The sequence below is a fragment of the Lacinutrix salivirga genome, from assembly GCF_053604675.1.
The window spans coordinates 41,969-62,586 of the sequence record NZ_JBSHNP010000120.1 but is presented as its reverse complement, the minus strand read 5'-3'; the positions used below and the strand labels follow the sequence as shown (position 1 = coordinate 62,586).

At 32.5% G+C, this 20,618-nt stretch carries 18 protein-coding genes; 12 read left to right on the top strand and 6 right to left on the bottom strand.

What is annotated here, in order from left to right; genetic code table 11:
• Positions 1–187: 187 nt before the first annotated feature.
• The gene (locus tag ACVC5O_RS10990) at positions 188–877 is read right to left on the bottom strand and encodes a uracil-DNA glycosylase family protein (RefSeq protein ID WP_452221528.1); all 690 of its coding nucleotides are present in this window, start codon (positions 875–877) and stop codon (positions 188–190) included.
• A 143-nt stretch (positions 878–1,020) separates the two neighbouring features.
• Here ACVC5O_RS10990 and ACVC5O_RS10985 point away from each other — a divergent pair, with 143 nt between their 5' ends.
• Positions 1,021–1,152 (top strand): 30S ribosomal protein THX, encoded by a 132-nt coding sequence (locus ACVC5O_RS10985; RefSeq protein WP_452221527.1) that lies wholly within the window; start codon positions 1,021–1,023, stop codon positions 1,150–1,152.
• Here the strand turns inward: ACVC5O_RS10985 and yaaA are convergent, their stop codons facing one another.
• The 3 genes from yaaA to ACVC5O_RS10970 all read right to left on the bottom strand — a co-directional run bounded on the left by yaaA (position 1,153) and on the right by ACVC5O_RS10970 (position 3,770).
• Entirely contained in the window at positions 1,153–1,911 is a 759-nt protein-coding gene (gene yaaA, locus ACVC5O_RS10980; RefSeq protein ID WP_452221526.1) for a peroxide stress protein YaaA, read from the bottom strand.
• A 234-nt stretch (positions 1,912–2,145) separates the two neighbouring features.
• The gene (locus ACVC5O_RS10975; RefSeq protein ID WP_452221525.1) at positions 2,146–3,189 is read right to left on the bottom strand and encodes an RluA family pseudouridine synthase; all 1,044 of its coding nucleotides are present in this window, start codon (positions 3,187–3,189) and stop codon (positions 2,146–2,148) included.
• A gap of 17 nt (positions 3,190–3,206) precedes the next feature.
• A complete protein-coding gene (locus tag ACVC5O_RS10970) occupies positions 3,207–3,770 on the bottom strand; it encodes a PASTA domain-containing protein (RefSeq protein ID WP_452221524.1) in 564 nt (187 codons plus the stop codon).
• Between the two features lie 143 nt (positions 3,771–3,913).
• On the opposite strand from ACVC5O_RS10970, the gene ACVC5O_RS10965 reads away from it, so the two are divergent.
• The 4 genes from ACVC5O_RS10965 to ACVC5O_RS10950 all read left to right on the top strand — a co-directional run bounded on the left by ACVC5O_RS10965 (position 3,914) and on the right by ACVC5O_RS10950 (position 8,441).
• Complete coding sequence (locus ACVC5O_RS10965) at positions 3,914–4,894, top strand: D-alanine--D-alanine ligase (RefSeq protein ID WP_452221523.1); 981 nt, start codon at positions 3,914–3,916, stop codon at positions 4,892–4,894.
• 17 nt (positions 4,895–4,911) lie between these two features.
• Complete coding sequence (locus ACVC5O_RS10960; RefSeq protein ID WP_452221522.1) at positions 4,912–5,787, top strand: tetratricopeptide repeat protein; 876 nt, start codon at positions 4,912–4,914, stop codon at positions 5,785–5,787.
• A 3-nt stretch (positions 5,788–5,790) separates the two neighbouring features.
• Positions 5,791–6,246 carry a pantetheine-phosphate adenylyltransferase gene (coaD, locus tag ACVC5O_RS10955; RefSeq protein ID WP_452221521.1) on the top strand — a complete coding sequence of 152 codons (456 nt, stop codon included), beginning with the start codon at positions 5,791–5,793 and terminating at the stop codon, positions 6,244–6,246.
• A gap of 86 nt (positions 6,247–6,332) precedes the next feature.
• Positions 6,333–8,441 (top strand): glycoside hydrolase family 9 protein, encoded by a 2,109-nt coding sequence (locus tag ACVC5O_RS10950; protein ID WP_452221520.1) that lies wholly within the window; start codon positions 6,333–6,335, stop codon positions 8,439–8,441.
• 6 nt (positions 8,442–8,447) lie between these two features.
• Here ACVC5O_RS10950 and ACVC5O_RS10945 read toward each other — a convergent pair whose 3' ends face one another.
• Entirely contained in the window at positions 8,448–10,061 is a 1,614-nt protein-coding gene (locus ACVC5O_RS10945; RefSeq protein WP_452221519.1) for a SulP family inorganic anion transporter, read from the bottom strand.
• 95 nt (positions 10,062–10,156) lie between these two features.
• On the opposite strand from ACVC5O_RS10945, the gene ACVC5O_RS10940 reads away from it, so the two are divergent.
• The 6 genes from ACVC5O_RS10940 (at position 10,157) to ACVC5O_RS10915 (ending at position 19,034) form a co-directional block, all read left to right on the top strand.
• Positions 10,157–11,887 carry a M14 family metallopeptidase gene (locus ACVC5O_RS10940; RefSeq protein ID WP_452221518.1) on the top strand — a complete coding sequence of 577 codons (1,731 nt, stop codon included), beginning with the start codon at positions 10,157–10,159 and terminating at the stop codon, positions 11,885–11,887.
• Between the two features lie 59 nt (positions 11,888–11,946).
• Complete coding sequence (locus ACVC5O_RS10935) at positions 11,947–13,803, top strand: M1 family metallopeptidase (protein WP_452221517.1); 1,857 nt, start codon at positions 11,947–11,949, stop codon at positions 13,801–13,803.
• An 86-nt stretch (positions 13,804–13,889) separates the two neighbouring features.
• On the top strand, positions 13,890–14,723 hold the full coding sequence (locus ACVC5O_RS10930) for a hypothetical protein (protein ID WP_452221516.1): 834 nt from the start codon (positions 13,890–13,892) through the stop codon (positions 14,721–14,723).
• 186 nt (positions 14,724–14,909) lie between these two features.
• Positions 14,910–17,777 carry an ATP-binding protein gene (locus ACVC5O_RS10925; RefSeq protein WP_452221515.1) on the top strand — a complete coding sequence of 956 codons (2,868 nt, stop codon included), beginning with the start codon at positions 14,910–14,912 and terminating at the stop codon, positions 17,775–17,777.
• A 198-nt stretch (positions 17,778–17,975) separates the two neighbouring features.
• On the top strand, positions 17,976–18,515 hold the full coding sequence (locus ACVC5O_RS10920) for a nuclear transport factor 2 family protein (RefSeq protein ID WP_452221514.1): 540 nt from the start codon (positions 17,976–17,978) through the stop codon (positions 18,513–18,515).
• Between the two features lie 42 nt (positions 18,516–18,557).
• On the top strand, positions 18,558–19,034 hold the full coding sequence (locus ACVC5O_RS10915) for a YybH family protein (RefSeq protein WP_452221513.1): 477 nt from the start codon (positions 18,558–18,560) through the stop codon (positions 19,032–19,034).
• 217 nt (positions 19,035–19,251) lie between these two features.
• On the opposite strand, the gene ACVC5O_RS10910 is transcribed toward ACVC5O_RS10915, so the two are convergent.
• Positions 19,252–19,833, bottom strand: coding sequence for an NUDIX hydrolase (locus ACVC5O_RS10910; RefSeq protein ID WP_452221512.1), 582 nt, complete (start codon positions 19,831–19,833; stop codon positions 19,252–19,254).
• Positions 19,834–19,957: 124 nt separating this feature from the next.
• Here ACVC5O_RS10910 and pyrE point away from each other — a divergent pair, with 124 nt between their 5' ends.
• On the top strand, positions 19,958–20,602 hold the full coding sequence (gene pyrE, locus ACVC5O_RS10905; RefSeq protein WP_452221530.1) for an orotate phosphoribosyltransferase: 645 nt from the start codon (positions 19,958–19,960) through the stop codon (positions 20,600–20,602).
• Positions 20,603–20,618 lie beyond the last annotated feature (16 nt).

The window sequence follows — 20,618 nt, the reverse complement described above, 5'->3', positions numbered from 1 at the left end:
ATTTTGCTTTGCACAACCACGTATAAAAATAATTGCTATTTTTAGACTTAAACTAAGTACGTTGTGCTTTTGCCAACTTCTGATTTTCCTGCGGAAAATCCTCGTCGACAAAAACGCAACTATTATTATACAAAACCGTTAAACGAACCTCTTCAAAAACCCATTATTCAAAAGTAGCTACCAAACTCTAAAAAAACTCACTATACTGTAGCACTCTAAAATCGAAAGTATTAAACTTAGGATTACTCGCTTTTAATTGTTTATAAAGCGGATTACTACCTATAGATATATTTGCTGCTCCTGAACTTGAAGTTAAGGATACTGTTTTTATTATTCGGTTTGAAATAGCAGGCTTATTGGTTTTAGACGTACTATCAGATAGTGTAAACTGATGGATTTTAGGTGTTGCTTTAGACACTAACTCCAATTTAATATTATACTCTTTACTCTGTTTTCTGAAAAAATATTCTGGTCCATTTTTACTGTTCCCTCCAATAAATAATAAAGTGTCAATTTTTGGATAGCGTTTTAAATAGCCAATGAGGTCGCGTAGTTTACTATTTTTCATGCCTATGTCTGAGGCATCAATTTTATCGCGTTCTGCACTTTCTACAATATCGCAAACTCCAATTTTGTGCGCAATTAAAAACTGTTTTCGCTGCTGTATGGCTTGTTTAGAGTTATCGAAACGTAAATTAAGATTGTGTATTTTATCTATAAACAACCACAACGAGTTATAATAACTACCATAACAAAAATCGACATCTTTTTCCAACAGGTCTCCTGTTGTAAATCGTGGAGGAGGCAACGTGCCTACAATTAATTTTGTGGTGTCTTTTTTAATAAAAGGTTGGTATGGATGTTTGTGTAAAAACATAGTTACTTTTAAGCGTTGGGTTTGTGTTAAATATATTTTAAACTCTAAAAATAGTAAAGTAAACAGTAATAAATGTTTATCTTTTAGGGTAATTTAATAGTAATTAAATTCCCTTGTTTAAGGGACTAAAAATAAATTTTAAAATGGGAAAAGGCGATAAAAAATCGAGACGAGGAAAAATACACAGAGGTACTTTTGGTGTTAGACGTCCAAAAATTAAAAAGCGTGTTAGACCAGAAACTAAAATAAATATTGATAAAAAACCTAAGGTATAATTATCTGGTAAATACTAAGTGATTGGGTTTTGATAGCTCGTCGCTAAACCCATAATTATCGAGGTTAAAGGCTTTTATATCTTCGAGGGTTTTAGCATTGGTATCTACAACATAACGTGCCATTAAGCCTCTGGCTTGTTTGGCAAAAAAGGAAATTGTTTTATATTTTCCGTTTTTAAATTCTTTAAAATCTACATTTATTACTGGTACTTTTAAGGCTTTAGCATCTACTGCTTTAAAATACTCGTTACTGGCAAGGTTTAAAAATAGCTCGTCGGCTTTGAGTTCGCTATTTAATTGTTTGGTGACTTTGGTTTTCCAAAATTCGTATAGATTTTTGTTTTTACCTATTGGTAATTTTGTTCCCATTTCTAATCGGTAAGGTTGTATTAAATCTAATGGTTTTAATACGCCATATAAACCAGAGAGTATGCGCACTGTGTTTTGTAGAGTGTCTAAATTTTCTTTTTTAATGGTATAGGCATCTAACCCTTTATACACATCTCCATTAAAGGCATAAGCTGCTGGTCTTGCATTTTTTGAATTAAATGGCAGTTGAAAATCTTGGTTACGCTCGTAATTTAAATTTGCCAAATTATCTGAAATACCCATAAGCTTAGATAAGCTTTTAGGCGATTTCTTTTTTAACAGAGTATTTAGTCGTTCTGCTTCGTTTAAAAAGCAGGCTTCGGTATGTTTTGTTGTTGGTAATTTGCTGTCTAAATCTAAAGATTTTGCTGGTGATAATACTAGTTTCATAGTCCTACTCCTGCGAAGGCAGGAATCTCATTTTTAAATTAATAGTCTTTCTATTTCTGTACTACACGAATTTACGAATTGTGCACTACTAAAAAAAGGTGATGCTATAGTAATTTTAAATGCTAAAATATGATTTAGTTATGTAAACGTATTTGCGTTAGTGATTGCAGTGGCATCCTTTTTTGAGGCACGAAAAAAAGATATAACGGAAAGCACGACCCTTTGGGTAACGCCCTAATTATCCATGTGTTTGGCGTATCCTCTCCATTTTTCGATACACTGTTGCATATCGTCTGGAATTTCAGAATCGAAACTCATAAACTCGTTGGTTGTTGGGTGTACGAAACCTAATGTTTTGGCATGCAGAGCTTGGCGTGGCAATATTTTAAAGCAGTTATCTACAAATTGTTTGTACTTGGTGAATGTGGTGCCTTTTAGTATGCGCTCGCCTCCATAACGCTCGTCGTTAAAGAGTGTGTGTCCTATATGTTTCATGTGGACTCGGATTTGGTGTGTGCGACCAGTTTCGAGCTTGCAAGTCACTAACGTTACATAAGTTAAGCGTTCTAAAACTTTAAAGTGTGTTACTGCTGGCTTGCCTTTGTCTTCGTCTTCGCCTTCGAAAACGGTGTTTTGCAGTCTGTTTTTGGGATGCCTGCCAATATTACCTTCTATTGTGCCATGGTCTTCTTCTATATTTCCCCAAACTAAGGCTAGATATTTACGTTGGCTGGTTTTGGCTTTAAATTGTTTAGAGAGGTGTACCATGGCCTGTTCGGTTTTGGCAACCACTAACAATCCACTGGTGTCTTTATCTATTCTGTGTACTAATCCTGGACGCTCGCTAGAGTTATTTGGCAAATTCTCGAAACGGTAAATTAAGGCGTTTATTAATGTACCAGAGTAGTTACCATGTCCTGGATGCACGACCATGCCTGCTGGTTTGTTAACTACCAAAAGTGCATCGTCCTCATACACAATATCCAATGGGATATCTTCGCCTACTAATAGATTTTCGTAAGGTGGATACTCAAAAAGGATTTTAATTTCGTCTTCTGGTTTTACTTTGTAATTAGATTTTACGGGATCGCCATTAACGTAAATATGACCTTCCTTTGCAGCTGCTTGGATTTTATTACGTGTAGCATTCTCTACTTTATTCATTAACCATTTATCGATACGTAAAGGTGCTTGGCCTTTATCTGCCACAAAAGAGTGATGCTCGTACAAATCGTCGTCACCTTTCTCGTCTGATAATTGTGGCGTGTAATCGTCCATGTATTTTTGTTTTTATTTTAGTTAGAAGCGCCTCTTTTTCCGTTTCCTAAAACAACATCTATTACAGACATTTTAGGTAACATATCGCCTTCTTTAATTGTAGTGCCTTTGTGGCTTATTTTTACCACTTCGTTTTCTCCTAAATAATCTACATAAGTCTTTTTACCTATTGTAAATCCTAAGGCTTCTAAAGTTGGTTTTGCTTGCCTAAAGGTACGTCCCTTTAAGTTAGGAACAGCAATTTTACGGTAACCAGAAGGGTTAAGTGTAATATAAATTTTACGGTTTTCTTTAACTTTTTCTCCAGCTGGTGGCTCTTGGTCTATTACAGAGTATTTTGGGTAATTTGGATTAAAATTTGCAGAATCCTGTATAGTCATTACCAAATTATTATCTTCCAATTCTAGCTTTGCAACTTCTATAGATTTGCCTTTTAATTCTGGTACAGTTTCAAACTCTCCATGGTTTGTGGTATAATCTAACCATTTTAAAATTATAAAAGCCAACACTACAGTAGCTACAATAGCTAATGCTAATTGTTTAAAAAACACTTTACTTGTTAAAAATTTAACGATACTCATAAAACTATTTTAGATGCGACAAATATATAAAAACGAAAGCGTTTTATTTGTTGCTTTATTATGCTATTTTAGCTTAACTTAATTTATTAACTGTTTATTGTAAATTAGATTACATTTTCTTTTTAAAAGGAAACCTTTAAAGTATGACTAACAAAAAAAATATTGCTATTGTAATGGGAGGTTATTCTAGCGAATTTGAAATCTCTCTAAAAAGCGGAAACGTAGTTTACGAAACTTTAACTAGCGACAAATACAACCCATTTAAAATTCATATTTTTAAAGACAAATGGGTTTATGTGGATATTTACAATAAAGAATTCCCTGTAAATAAAGACGATTTTTCAATTACTATAAACGAAACAAAAATCACCTTCGATTGTGTGTTTAATGCCATACATGGTTCGCCTGGAGAAGATGGGTTTATGCAAGGGTATTTCGATTTACTAAACATACCTCACACCAGTTGTGGCCTATACCAAGCGGCTTTAACTTTTAATAAACGGGATTGTTTGAGCACCTTAAAACCTTATGGAATTTTAACTGCAGAAAGCTACTACCTTAATTTAGGAGATGCAATTAACGAAAACGAAATTATTAAAAAAGTAGGTTTGCCGTGTTTTGTTAAAGCCAATAAAGCAGGAAGCAGTTTTGGGATTACCAAAGTCCATAAGCAAACCGATTTACAACAGGCCATAGCAATTGCCTTTAAGGAAGACGATGAGATTATTATTGAATCGTTTTTAGATGGCACAGAAGTTTCTGTTGGTGTAATTACCTATAAAGGCGAAACTAAAGTATTACCAATTACAGAGATTGTAAGCGAAAATGATTTTTTTGATTATGAAGCCAAATATTTAGGTAAATCACAAGAAATTACGCCTGCAAGACTAACAAAATCTCAAGAAGACAAAGTCAACGAAGTAGCAAAAAAAGTATATACTATATTAAAAATGAAAGGCTTTAGCCGAAGCGAATTTATTTTTAAAGATGGCGAACCGCATTTACTAGAAATGAACACTGTACCTGGTTTAACAAAAGCGAGTATTTTACCTCAACAAGCTGCAGAAGCTGGCATTTCGCTCTTTGATTTATTTGATAATGCTATTGAAGAAGCTTTAAAATAAAAATTGTAATTTTAGATATGAAGAAATACGTACAAGCCACACTAATCCTATTTTTTATAGGTTTTCAAACTACAGTTTTCGCACAAGAAAACAGCACTAAAATTAAGTTTGACACCAAATATTATGATGCTGTAGATAAGTGGATTGCCTTCCCTAAACAAACAAAAGATTCTATTTATGCCTATGGATTTATTTATATTGATGAAGTGGCAGGATTGACATTTCAGCTTGAAGATTTTTTCAAACTTAAAAACGACATACTTGTAGGTTTAGATACTATTAATAAGGGATCTAGCATTATTAAAAACCGATTAAGCGCAAAAACTAGCAATGTTTACATTTTAACAGAAAAACACAGAAAAGACCTAAAGCTTCCTAAAGAGCCAGACTGGTTAGGGATTTATAAAAAAGCAGATGATGATGTAGAATATTTAAAGCAATTAGGTTACCACTACAACCACATTGGAGCTAGCCATAATGCCTTAAAACCTTTATTAAAAGCCTATGCTTTAGAACCACATTACGAAGGTTTAGAGTTTGAATTAGGCTTTGCCTATAATGCGTTACAACAATTTGAAAAGGCGATTCCTGTTTTAGAAAAAGCAATAAAAAACAGTGAAAAAAATCATTTACTATATAAAGAATTAGGCTATGCTTACACCTTTTTAAAGGATGCAAAAAATGCTGAAAAAGTCTATACTAAAGGGATTAAAATATCCGAAAATGAAGCCATTAAATGTGAAATGGCAGTTAATATGTCTCAATTATTTTTTAATCTAAAAAATAAAAAGAAATTTAAAAAATGGGCAGCAATAACTAGAAAGTATGGTAGTAAAACACCACAATATTTAAAGTATATTGACTATTTTGAAAAAGAATTACAAAACAACTAAACCATGAAAAAAGCCATATTTCCAGGTTCTTTCGATCCAATTACATTAGGCCATTACGATATTATAAAACGTGGCGTTTCCCTTTTTGACGAAATAATTGTTGCCATTGGAGTCAATGCAGATAAAAAATATATGTTTTCTTTAGAAGAACGCAAACAGTTTATTGAAGAAACCTTTAAAGACGAACCAAAAGTAAAAGTGGTAACTTATAAAGGATTAACTGTACATTTTTGTAAAGAAATCGGAGTAGATTTTATTTTACGTGGTTTAAGAAATCCTGGTGATTTTGAATTTGAAAAAGCCATTGCACATACCAATCGTGATTTAGCGCCAATCGAAACTGTGTTTTTATTAACCGCAGCAAAAACAAGCTATATTTCTTCATCTATTGTAAGAGATGTTATTAGAAACGATGGAGATTACACCTTGTTAGTACCTAAAAGTGTGCGTGTAAAATAATCTTTTTGGGTTAATGCCTACGTATATATTAAACTACTTTTTATTGTTTTAGATTAGTAGTTAGTTAACCAAATAAATTCTGCTTCATGATAAAAAAAATTTTACTCCTTATTTGCTTTCCGTTTTTAGTGGCATCGCAAACTTCAGATTTTATTCATGTGGATCAATTTGGTTATCGATTATCAAGTACAAAAGTGGCTGTAATTAGTAATCCGCAAGTTGGTTTTAATGCGTCTCAAAATTTCACACCAAGTACAACATTAGAAGTAAGAAATGCGACAACAAATAGCGTAGTTTTTACAGGAACTCCAACCGTTTGGAATAATGGAAGCACTCATAATCAATCTGGTGATAAAGGCTGGTGGTTTGATTTTACAAGTGTTACACAAGCTGGCGAGTATTATATTTATGATGTTGCTAATAATGAAGCTTCGGCAGTCTTTGCAATCCAAGATAATGTTTATGAACCCATTTTGAGAGCTGCTACAAAAATGTTTTATTACAACCGTTGTGGTATTTCTAAAACGACTCCTTTTGTATTACCAGGATATGAGGATAGTGTTAGTTTTTTACAAGACGCTAATACCTACGATGTTTACGACCAAACCAACACTGCAACAACTAAAGACATGAGTGGTGGATGGTTTGATGCAGGAGATTACAATAAATACGTCACGTTTGCTGAGTCTGCAGTACATAATCTACTTTGGGCTTACCAACAAAATCCAACTGTTTTTGGAGATAATTGGAATATTCCGGAATCTAATAATGGAATTCCAGATATTTTAGATGAAATAAAATGGGAAACCGATTGGCTACTTAAAATGGTTAATACAGATGGTTCTGTACATATAAAAATGGGAGCCAGAAATTATTCTGAAAATGCAGCTTCACCACCAAGTAGCAATACAGAAACACGATATTACGCTCCAGTGTGTACATCATCGGCTTTAGCAGCAGCAAGTATGTTAGCACATGCTGCAAAGGTTTTTGAGCAGTATCCTTCGTTAAGTAGCTACTCGCAAGAATTAGAAGACCATGCTATATTAGCTTGGGATTGGGTTTTACCTTATTTAAATTCTAATTCGTTACAAGAAAATTGTGATGATATTTCTGTAGTTGCTGGAGATGCAGATAGAACTAATGCTGAACAACGAAAACTAGCGCTTAATGCCGCAATATATTTGTTCGATTTAACTGGAGATAACCAATACCACCAATACCTGATTAATAATACCAACGACTCTGATGCGCTTACAAATAACCAATGGAGTAATTATAATATTTCGCATATCGATGCGCTTTTACATTATACCACGTTAAGCAATGGTAATAGCGCTTTACAAACTACTATTACTAATTCTGCTACAACAGATGCCACTAATAATTGGAATAATTATTTTGAGTTTAATACATTAGATTTATATCGTGGTTACACTAACGATTGGACGTATCATTGGGGAAGTAATCTGCCAAAAGCAAATATGGGAAATCTAAATCTTATTTTTGAATATTATACTATTAATGCTTCTGCTAACCCAAGTTACATTTTAAAAGCTAAAGAAAACCTCCATTATTTTCATGGTGTAAACCCTTTAGGCATGGTACATTTAAGCAATATGTATAGTTATGGAGCAGAAAATAGTGTTAATCAACTTTATCATAATTGGTTTTATGATGGTACTATTTGGGATAATGCTGTGACCTCAACTTATGGTCCAGCTCCAGGATTTGTAACTGGTGGTTGCAATTCTAATTATACTGCGAACACAACTTTAAGTCCGCCTTACAATCAACCGCTTCAAAAAAGTTACTTAGATTTTAATACAGGGTTTCCTGATAATTCTTGGGAGATTAGCGAACCTGCTATTTACTACCAAGCGGCTTATGTTAGGCTATTATCTAGACTTGTTAACCTTAATGAAAACACCTTAACTGTCGAAGAGTTTACAAGTAATACTACAGATTACAAAATATATCCTAATCCTACTTCAACTCAAGTTGCTATTGCTTCAAATACTAATGAAACCATAACGGTATCCATTTATGATATTAGTGGAAAATTAATTAATACCGAAGACACTTTAACCAATAAAAACATAGATGTCACAAACTTACAATCTGGAGTTTACTTTTTAAAAGTTAACAGAAATAGTATGATTAAAACCTTTAAACTAATTAAAACTAGCTTATAATTTTTACTATAGTTTGTACTCACCTAAAGGTTTCGGAAAATCTTCAGGGTTAGCAGCCAAATGGTATCTTGGATCGTCGATATCTTCAATAATAACGCTACTAAATTTTGGATGAGCTTTATAAAGTAACGCCTTACAGTCTTCACTCAAATGCTTCAGCTTAATTGTTTTACCTTCAGCTTCGTATTTATTTACTAAATTAAAAACAGCTTCTAAGGCAGAGTGGTCACTAACACGAGATTCCACAAAATCTATAACTACATTTTCAGGATCGTTTTTTGCATCAAATTTTTCGTTAAAAGCTTGTATGCTTCCAAAAAATAATGGTCCCCAAATTTCGTAAACTTTAGTACCATCGTCTTTTATGCGTTTTCTTGCACGAATACGTTTTGCATTTTCCCAAGCAAAAACCAAAGCACTTACAATAACTCCTGCAATAACAGCAATAGCTAAATCAAAAAACACAGTTAAACTAGAGACTAAAATAAGTACAAATACATCACTTAACGGGATTTTATTCATTATTCTAAAACTAGACCATGCAAAAGTTCCTATTACTACCATAAACATAACTCCAACTAAAGCAGCAATTGGCACTTGCTCAATAAGGCCTGAGGCAAATAAAATAAAGAACAATAAAGCTAATGCTGCAACAATACCAGACAATCTGCCTCGTCCTCCACCTTTTATGTTTATTAAAGATTGACCAATCATGGCGCAACCTCCCATTCCTCCAAAAAGACCAGTCACAATATTTGCTCCTCCTTGAGCCAAACATTCTCTATTAGTATTTCCTCTAGTTTCGGTTAATTCATCTACTAAATTAAGCGTCATTAAAGATTCTATTAAACCAATAGCAGCAAGTATAAAGGCATAAGGTGCAATAAACTTTAAAGTCTCTAAATTAAAAGGTACTTTCTCAAAAATTGCCCACTGGAAATCTGGCAATCCACCTTTTAATCCTTCTCCTCCTCCATCTCTAATAAAACTTCCTACTGTAGCGACATCTAAATTTCCAAAAATAACAATTGCAGAGACTACTAAAATAGCGATTAAGGCTTCTGGTAATTTTTTGGTAAGTTTAGGCAAACCAAACATAATTCCCATAGTTAACACAACTAATCCAATCATAATCCATAATTGTGAGCCTGTAAACAAATCGCCATTGGCATCCCTAAACATACCTAATTGCGATAAAAAAATTACAATAGCTAAACCATTTACAAATCCCATCATTACTGGATGCGGAATTAAACGTACAAACTTACCAAGTTTAAAAACACCAGCCAGCATTTGTATAATACCCATTAAAATAACAGTGGCAAATAAATAGTACAAACCAAGTTCTTCGCCTGGAGCTCCCATTGCGTTTCCTTTAGCAACCAAAGCTACCATAACTACTGCTAAGGCTCCTGTTGCTCCACTAATCATTCCGGGTCTGCCTCCAAAAATAGACGTGATTAAACCTACCATAAAGGCTGCATACAAACCAACTAAAGGATCTACACCTGCAACAAAAGCAAAGGCCACAGCTTCTGGCACTAAAGCCAGAGCAACTGTTAAACCACTTAAAATATCGTTTTTAGCGTTTGCTGTTTGTTTTCTGAAAAATGCTGTCATTTTATTTTTTTTGAGTGCGCAAAAGTACACCTAATTACAAGTAATGCCAAGTGATTATTAGTATATTTGTGTCTATTTAACTGAAAATCTTTACGATGAAAAAAACACTAATTCTTTTATTATTAATAGTTTCTTGTCAATCTTCATCTAAAAAAGAATACGATTTTACTACTGTTTTCGAAACTTCTAAAGGATTAGAAACTGCTACTTACCAACAAACTATTCAGTTTTATAGAGATTTAGCTGAAGCGTTTTCAACTGTAAAAATGGATTCTGTTGGCACTACAGATTCTGGTAAACCCTTACATATAATTACACTTAATCCTGATGCAAATTTTAATTTTTCAGAAGTAAAACAAAAAAAACGTATTTTACTAATAAATAATGGCATTCATCCTGGAGAATCCGATGGTATTGATGCTACAATGCTATTATTTAGGGATCTCGCACAAGAAAAAATTAAAACACCTCAACATACTGTTTTAGTCACTATTCCTATTTATAATGTTGGTGGAAGTTTAAACCGAAATTCAACTACAAGAACCAACCAAAACGGACCAAAAGAGTATGGTTTTAGAGGTAATGCACGCAACTATGATTTGAATAGAGATTTTATAAAAAGTGATACTAAAAATGCGAGAGCATTTGCAGAAATTTTTCATTTAGTGCAACCAGATGTTTTTATAGACAATCACGTGAGTAATGGTGCAGATTACCAATATACACTAACGCATTTATTTACGCAGCACAATAAACTTGGTGGTGAATTAGGCAACTATTTACACACTAAAATGAGACCTAATTTAGAACAAAAATTAGAAGCAAAACAATGGGACATTACACCTTATGTTAATGTGTTTAATAGCGTTCCAGACAAAGGGTTTTCGCAATTTATGGATTCGCCACGTTATTCTACAGGTTATACTACACTTTTTAACACTTTAGGAATGATGGTAGAAACACACATGTTAAAACCATACAAACCAAGAGTGGAAGGCACTTACGAGCTAATGAAAAGTATGTTAGATATTATTGAAGAAGACCACGAAGCAATAAAAACACTACGTGATAATGCCAATAAAAATCTAATGGCTAAAACTAAATATCCTTTAGCTTGGGAAATAGACACCACAAAATCTACAACTCTAAATTTTAAAGGTTACGAAGGCAAAATGATTGCTAGTGATCTTACAGGTAAACAACGTTTACAATACGACACGTCCAAACCCTTTACTAAACCTGTTAACTATAAAAATTATTTTACACCAAGTCGTGAAGTTAGTATTCCAAAAGCCTATATTATTCCTCAAGGTCACTGGCAAGTTTTAAACTTATTAAAACTAAATAAAGTTGAAATGCATCCTCTTAAAACCGATTCTATAATCGAAGTAGAAAGCTACAAAATAAACACCTTCGATACTCGAAAATCGGCTTACGAAGGTCACTACCAGCATTATAATACTACTATAAAGTCTTCAATTAAAAAGATAACCTTTAAAAAAGGAGATTACATAATAAACACCAATCAAAACGCATTTCGATATCTTTTAGAAACTTTAGAGCCTCAAGCGCCAGATTCATTTTTTAATTGGAATTTTTTCGATACCATTTTACAACAAAAAGAAGGATTTTCTCCTTATGTTTGGGAAGACAAAGCAATAGAGTTATTAAATACTAATCCTAAATTAAAAGTAGCTTTTGAAACTAAAAAAAACACAGAGCAAGATTTTGCAAATAATTGGTATGCACAATTAGATTGGCTACACAAACAAAGCACTAATTACGAAAAAGCACACCTGCAATATCCTGTGTATAGAATAAAATAAAAATCTTAAAAAAATGTCTCACTGAGCGCAGTCTATGTGTCTTAAAAAATAAATATTATATGAAACTAAAACACGTTCTAATTTTCAGCTTAACACTATTATTATCTAGCTGTAACGAAGAAAAAAAGGAAATCACAATGGCTAAATATGTTGAAGAACCACACTCCTACGCACAACCTAACGATGCTGTAATAACACATTTAGATTTTAATTTCGAAGCTAATTTTGTTACAAAAACCATAAAAGGAATTGCAAAATATACAATCGAAAACAATAACGCGTCGCAAATAATATTAGACAGCAAGTTTTTAGATATATATAATGTATTGGCAAACGGACAGCCAACCACGTTTAAACTTGGAGACTTTGATGAGATGTTAGGTCAACCCTTAACTATTAACATTAAAGAAGACACTAAAACCATTACCGTTTTTTACGAAACTACAAGTAAAACTGAAGCCTTACAATGGTTAGATCCTCAGCAAACAGCAGATAAAACGCATCCCTTTTTATTAACTCAAGGTCAAGCGATTTTAACGCGTACATGGATTCCAATACAAGATAGTCCGCAAATTAGAATTACCTACAATGCCACAGCACAAGTCCCAAAAGAACTTATGGCTGTAATGAGTGCCGAAAATCCTAAGCAAAAATCTGCAGACGGTTTTTATAGTTTTAAAATGGAACAGCCAATTCCTCCCTATTTAATCGCTTTGGCTATTGGAGATTTTGAGTATAAAGCCATTAGCAATCGTACTGGAGTATATGCCGAAAAATCGATGCTAAACAAAGTTCACAACGAATTTTCTGATATGGAAAAAATGGTTGCTGCTGCAGAGAATTTATATGGAACATACGCTTGGGATCAGTTTGATGTTATTGTACTACCACCAAGTTTTCCTTTTGGTGGCATGGAAAATCCACGTTTAACCTTTGCGACTCCAACAGTAATTGCAGGCGATAAAAGTTTAACCTCTTTAATTGCTCACGAGTTGGCACATTCCTGGTCTGGGAACTTAGTAACCAATGCCACTTGGGACGATTTTTGGCTAAATGAAGGATTTACTGTGTATTTCGAAATGCGAATTATGGAAGCGCTCTACGGAAAAGAACGCGCCAATATGCTTGCCTTAATTAGCCGACAAGATTTAACTGAAGAACTAGAAGGTTTTGAAAACGAACCAGAAAGAACTCAATTAAAATTAGATTTAAAAGGCGCCAATCCAGACGATGGAATGAATAGTATTGCCTACGATAAAGGCTATCTCTTTTTACGTACTTTAGAAGAAAAAGTAGGACGAGATAAATTTGATGCCTTCTTAAAAAACTACTTTACAAGTCATGCGTTTAAAACAATGACTACCGAAAAATTTGTAGAGCATTTAAATACTAATCTATTAAAAAACAACAACGTCACCTTTAATGCCGAAGAGTGGATTTACAAACCTGGCATCCCAGAGAATCAAGCAAAAATCACTTCAAATGCATTTACTAAAGTAGAAGAAACGTTACAAGAGTTTGTAAAAACTAATACTATCAATAAAAGTGCAACTAGCGATTGGACACCACAAGAATGGGTTCATTTTATTCGTAATTTCCCAGCAGATATGACTGCTCAACAAATGCAAGTATTAGATAATACTTTTACGCTTTCGGATAGCAGCAATTCTTACATCGCAATGGTTTGGTACGAGCAAGCCATAAACCACGATTATCATGGCAATAACGTTGATGCCAAAATTGAAAACTTTTTAACAAACGTTGGCAGACGTTGGTATGTTAACACTATTTTTAAAGCCTTTAAACGTAATAATCGTACAGAGGAAGCACTAAATATTTACAAAAAATCTAGAGCTAATTATCACGCTGTTACTGTAAATACTATTGATGAGTTGTTGGAGTTTGAGGTGGAATAAATTTGTTTATTATTCAGTTTAAAACCTAAGCTTTGTTAAAAAATTGTATTAAATGTTGAAAAATTTTATAGTACAAAACCTTTAAAATGAATATCCAAAACTACTTCATAATTCTAGTTTTATTAGTTGGTTTTTCGTCCTGTAAAGAGGTAAGGGGCACAAAAAACACAAAATCAGAAACCAAAAATACATCTTCCAATTTACAGGTTGACCATGTTAACATTTGGATTAAAGATCCAAAAAAAACCAAACAAAAATTAATCGATATCGGATTCACTGCTGTACCAGATTCACTGTCGGTAATCCATAAAGGACAAGGCACTTCTGGCAGGTATTTTAATTTTTTAAACACATATCTCGAGTTAGTTTTTGTTTACGATCAAAAAGAGTTTAAACAAAACGCCATTAAAAACAAAGATTTAGATTTTACAGAACGTGCTAATTTTAAAAATAATGGAGCGTCGCCTTTTAGTATCGCATTAAAACTAAAAGACTATAAGGTAGAAGGTATTCTGTTTGAAAAAGTAAAATACCACCAAAGTTGGATGGAAGATAATGGAAGTATCTATTCGGCTAAAAACTCAAAAACACATCTTAAAGAACCTTCTATTTTTGTAGTTTATCCCGAAATTGAAGCCAATGTATTCGAGTCCATTACTGCGTTAGAAAACACACCAAGTGAAGATTCCCTTTGGAAAACCTTTTTTAAGCATTCCAATGGAGCAGAACAACTTACAAACATTACAATTACCTCAACAGATTTAGACGTAACTACAAAAACCATTAAAGCTGTTAATGCTATCGATAACCTAACTATTAAAAACGGAAAGGAACATCTAATGGAACTTTATTTTGATAATAATGTACAAGGAAAAACATTTGATTTAAGACCAGAACTACCTTTAATTATACACTTATAAGAAAACTTATTGCAACAATAGTTTGGTTTGTTTCTAAACTTAAAAATCGCTAGCTTCGTTTAACGAGTGATATTATACATTGAAACGTTTGATATCAAGAGCACATTGTGGCACATTAAATGAACCAAGCGCCTGAATTAGTCATCGTTTGAATTAATTTAAAGAAAACATTTTAATAATTAACTTATGAAAATAGTTTGCACATTCATATTTCTACTATTTTTTATTACTAATGTTTTCGCCCAAAAACAAAAGGATTCTCTTAATAATATTTGGCATAATATAAAACTACAAGATTCTACTAGGTTTGAAGCGATGCGAGAATTAATTGAAGATCATTATTTATATACAAAAACCGATAGTGCTCTTGTTTTAGGAAAACAAATGCTAAACTTAGCAAAAAACAAAAAGCATATAAAGTTTCAAATTCAAGCTAAAGCCTTAATTGGTAGAGTAAATTTTGAGCTTGGAGAGTTTTCTAACGGAGAAAAAATTTACTATGAAGCATTAGAATTAGCCAAGACTGAAAGTGATAGTTTACTTTATGTTGATCAACTATTTGATTTAGGACATTCATATTACGAGTATGATGATTATACAAATGCCTTTAAAACATACCAACAAACTCAAAAACTTTACAAAGAATTAGGAGATGGATTAAATGAAGGTTGGAGTGTTGCCTATCAAGGTTTTATTTACAAGGATTTAGGCGATTACAGAGAAGCAGAAAAATGCCACTTACACCATTTACAATTAAGTAAAAAATATAATATTAAGCGCAGTATATCTGGAGCAAATGGTAATTTAGGAAGAATTTATTACGAAATGGGAGATGTTCCAAAATCAATAAAATACTGGAAAGAAGGCATTAGACAATCTAAGGAACTAGGTCTTCCAGAATATGCTTCCGTTGGAACAGGTAATCTTATAAACATATATATTAACGAAAAAAATTATGTAGAAGCCACCAAATATTTAGAGGAATACAAAGCCGTTACAAAACAATTTGCTACACTAAAATACACAAAAAACTTCGCTTTGAAAGTTCATTTGTGGCAATGCCAAATAGATTATGGACTAAGCAATTACACAAAAGCTTTAAAAGAATGTGAAGATTGCTTAAAAATCCATATAGCCAATAATTGGGATCCTGATTCTGATCTATTAAAAAGTCTATATGAAGTTAATAAAAAACTGAATCGGCATGGTACTGCTCTTGATTATTTTGAAAAATATCAAATTGCCATAGATGATGAAAAAGAAGATAAAGCAAGAACTGAAATTCAAAATATTGTTTTTAAAAATCAAATCATCTCAGATAGCATTGCTCAAGACCAAGAAAATCAATTACTAAATATAACTTATCAAGAAGGCTTACGTAAAAAAAATAGAGAAAAGAATTTGTTTTTGGTAATAGGACTGCTTGTACTTTTATCTGCAATAGCCTATTTTTTAATTTCACGAAAAATAGAGGCTTCAAAAAGAAAAAGACTTCAAGAAATTAACCAATTAAAAAACGCACTATTTACTAATATTACTCATGAATTTAGAACACCACTTACTGTTATTAAAGGTATGACAGATACTGTGAAATCAAATTTTAAAAACAACAAAACTGAAGATATTGAAAAGTCATTAGAAATGATAGAACGCAATAGCGACAACCTATTGCATTTAGTGAATGAAATGTTGGATTTATCCAAAATTGAAAGTGGAAATATGGAATTACAATTAGTTCAATCTGATGTCATTCCATTCTTAAAATATTTAAGTGAGAGTTTTAGTTCCTTCGCTGAAGAAAATCAAATTAATCTAACTATTTATTCTGAAATTGACTCATTAATAATGGATTTTGATGGCAACAAGATCACTTCGGTTATTTCTAACTTACTTTACAATGCTATTAAATTCACATCTGAATATGGTAAAATAATAGTACATATTAATGAGGTTAAACAAAAAGATGAATCCTATTTATTTATTAAAATAAAAGACAGTGGTATTGGTATACCAAAAGAAGAACTTCCAAACATTTTTAATCGGTTCTATCAAACAGATGCATCTACCATAAGAAAACATGAAGGAACAGGAATAGGGCTCGCATTAACAAAGGAGCTTGTAGAATTAATGCAAGGAACTATTAAAGTAAATAGTACGCTTGATAAAGGAAGTGAATTTAGTGTTATGATTCCAATTACAAGAAATGCACCAAAAGCAACAGAGGCTCAAATTGATACTATTGCCATATCTCCTGTTGTAAAGACTTCATCTAAAAAAACTGAACAAATCCATGAAGCAAATTCTGAATTACCATTAGTGCTCATTATCGAGGATAATATGGATGTTGCACATTATTTAAAAACATGCCTTATAAATAAATATGAAACTATACATGCGGTAAATGGAATTGAAGGCATTAAAATGGCTTTAGAAAAAATCCCTGATATTATTGTTTGTGATGTCATGATGCCTGAGAAAGATGGTTTTGAAGTTTGTGAAACTTTAAAAACTGATGAACGATCAGATCATATTCCTATTATTATTTTAACTGCAAAAGTGACTACAGAAGATCGATTAACAGGATTATCTCATGGAGCAGACGCCTATTTAGCAAAACCATTTAATAGAGAAGAACTATTTACACGATTAGATCAATTGGTTTTATTACGCAAAAAATTAATCCATAAAATTCAAGATGATGGATTTAATACCTTATTGAAAAAGCGAACTGAAGATCCTAAATTACAATTTCTTAAAAAAGTCGTAAAACTAATTCATAAGAACATAAGTGATTCTGAATTTGGGTCTCATGAGTTAGCAAAAAACTTACTCATTAGCGAATCTCAATTATATAGAAAAATTAAAGCAATTACAGAAAAATCTACCGCTGTATTTATTCGCTCAATCCGATTACAATATGCAAAAGAATTGTTATTAACTAATAACAAAACAGTATCAGAAGTAGCTTACGAAGTTGGTTTTAACAATCCTTCATGGTTTAGTCGTGCTTATAAAGTTGAATTTGGTTGTTCTCCTAGTACAGCTTCAAAATAGCACCATAAACTACTTATTTTCATTATTTCTTCATCATTATGCAATAATAGTGCAACAAAAAAATTGCTTTTCATAAATACTTCAAGTTTTTAATAAAATAGTACACGTATGTGTTTTGATATTAAATTATCATTGTAACACAAACAAAATCAGCCACTTAATAAAGGCCGAAACTATTAATCATTAAAACTTAATATTATGAAAACAAAATTAGTATTAGCAGTAATTCTTACATCCTTTATTCTTTTTACTGGGTGTTCAGACGACGACGACAGTGTTCAAACAGAAACAATCGCGGATTTAATAAATCCTACTTTTCCTGAAGAACAACAAGAGGTCATGGCAACCTTTGGTGAAATTGCACAAGCTATAACGGCTGGAGCCGGAAGTGGTGCCAACAGTATGGATATGGATCAGCTTATCTCTTTTCATGCATATGGACCAAAGTTTACCGAATTCAATGATGGTCAAGCTTTTGATAGCGCTGGCAATGAAGCAAATGAACGTATGTTTTTTGGCGAAACAGTAGATCCAGGAGGAGTTGTACAATTTGCGCCTGTGGAAGGAACTTTGAAAATTGCCGTATATGGAAATGTAGCTAATTTAACCTTTATCTCAGATTTTCATTTAATGATTGACGGAAATCTACATGTAGTCAATAATCTAATTACATTATTATTTGTTAAAACAAATACTGGTTGGAAAATGGTTCACGAACATCATTCTCCATCTATATAATAAAGTATCACAAAACAATTCTAATCAATAAAATTTATTATTATGAAAACAAAATTAGTATTTACATTAATTATAACAATTACTCTTTTCTTTAGTAGTTGCAAAACACAAGTTGACCTTATTAACAATGAATTCCCAGAAGCACAGCAAGAAGTTGCTGAAACCATGGGAGCTATTGTACAAAGTATAAAAGATGGAGATGTTGAAAAACTTATTTCATTTCATGCATACAGTCCAAAGTTTACCGAATTCAAAAATGGTGAACCTCGAGTTGGAAGCAAAGCAAATGAAACACATGAGCGCAATGTTTTTGGATCTGCAGAAGTTGTAAAATTTGATGCAAAAGATATGAAAATAGCTGTTTATGGAGATGTTTCTATTGTAACGTTTCATTCAGATTTTCATCTAAAATTTGGGGAAGATTCTGTTTTTGTAAACGATCAAATATCTTTAATATTTGCTAAAACAATTGATGGATGGAAGTTAGTACATGAACACCATTCTCCTTTAAAAAAGTAAAAAAACGTGCTACAACAACGTTTTTAAGTAATAGTGATTTGAGTTTTAATCCAAGTCGCTATTACTTTTTATTTTGTAAACTTCTTTCAGAAAGTTATAGCGTTTATAATTCGCTACTACTCATACACGAACACATTCTGGTTAATACTCGGCTACGCTCGCATTAAACAGAACCCATGAACCTCCCAAAACAACTTCCAACTTCCAACAACAAAACCTAAACCAAAATCCTAATATTAGCATAGCTATTACTCATAGCTTCTTCAATTTGAGCAGGATTAAGCCAAGCGACTTTAGTAATCCCTTCATTTTCTTGAGGATACAATTTACCTTTAAAAGTGGTTTTCATTTCAAACCAATAGGTGATTTTAATTTTTAATCTTCCGTTGCGTTTAAAAATATGGTAAGTCGTTGGTAAGGGTTTAACTATTTTTAGCTTTGCAACACCAGTTTCTTCTTCTACTTCTCGTAGTGCTGTAGTTTCAATACTTTCGTGCTTTTCTGTTTTGCCTTTTGGCAAGTCCCATTTATCGTTTCTGTAAATAAAAAGAATCTCGCTGTTGTCGTTATATACTTTTCCGCCACCAGCAATAACGTTTGGCAATAATTTTAAAAAGTTTTTTAGTAAACTTTTTTCGTTGTGGTGAATTAGTCTAACCGATTTGTATTTCTTTTTAGACAACGTTTTTATAACCGTTTCTATATCTACACCTTTAAGTAAAAAATTCTTAAAGTCGGTTTCCTTTTCAACCAAAGTGGTTAAAATTATAGGCTTATCGTTTACAAAAACGTGGTACATAATATGGGTTAAGTTATTAAGCGGTGTAAAAATATCAAAATTTGGTTAACAGCGTGTTTATAATAAATTAATTTTTAGAGAATAATCTATAACCTAAAATTAAATAAATATGTACTTTTGTGCTATGATTTTGGATAAACACATCGCTAAACAAACAGCCGAAATTTTATTGCAAGTTAATGCTATAAAACTTCAACCACAAGACCCTTTTACTTGGGCTTCTGGATGGAAATCACCAATCTATTGCGATAATCGCATTACCTTATCCTTTCCTCCTATTCGTAATTACATTAGAGAGGAAATGGCAAAATTTATCGACCAACAGTATGGTAAACCAGACGTTATTGCTGGTGTAGCTACAGGTGCTATTGGTATTGGTGTTTTGGTGGCAGAGTATTTAGGCCTCCCTTTTATTTATGTGAGACCAGAAGCAAAAAGCCATGGTCGCCAAAATCAAATTGAAGGGTTTGTAGAGTCTGGACAAAACGTTGTGGTAATAGAAGATTTAATAAGCACAGGAAAAAGTAGCTTAAATGCTGTAAAAGCCTTAAAAGAAGCTGGGCTAAATGTTAAAGGTATGGTTGCCATTTTTACCTATGGCTTTGAACTTGCCAAACAAAATTTTGAGAAAGAACACATTACATTACATACTTTAAGCAATTACGAAAGTCTTTTAGAACAAGCATTAGAAACCAACTATATTTCTAAAATAGAATTAGACACATTATCGAAATGGAATGCCAATCCAAGCGAATGGAACGCTATTTGATATATGCTTAAAAAAT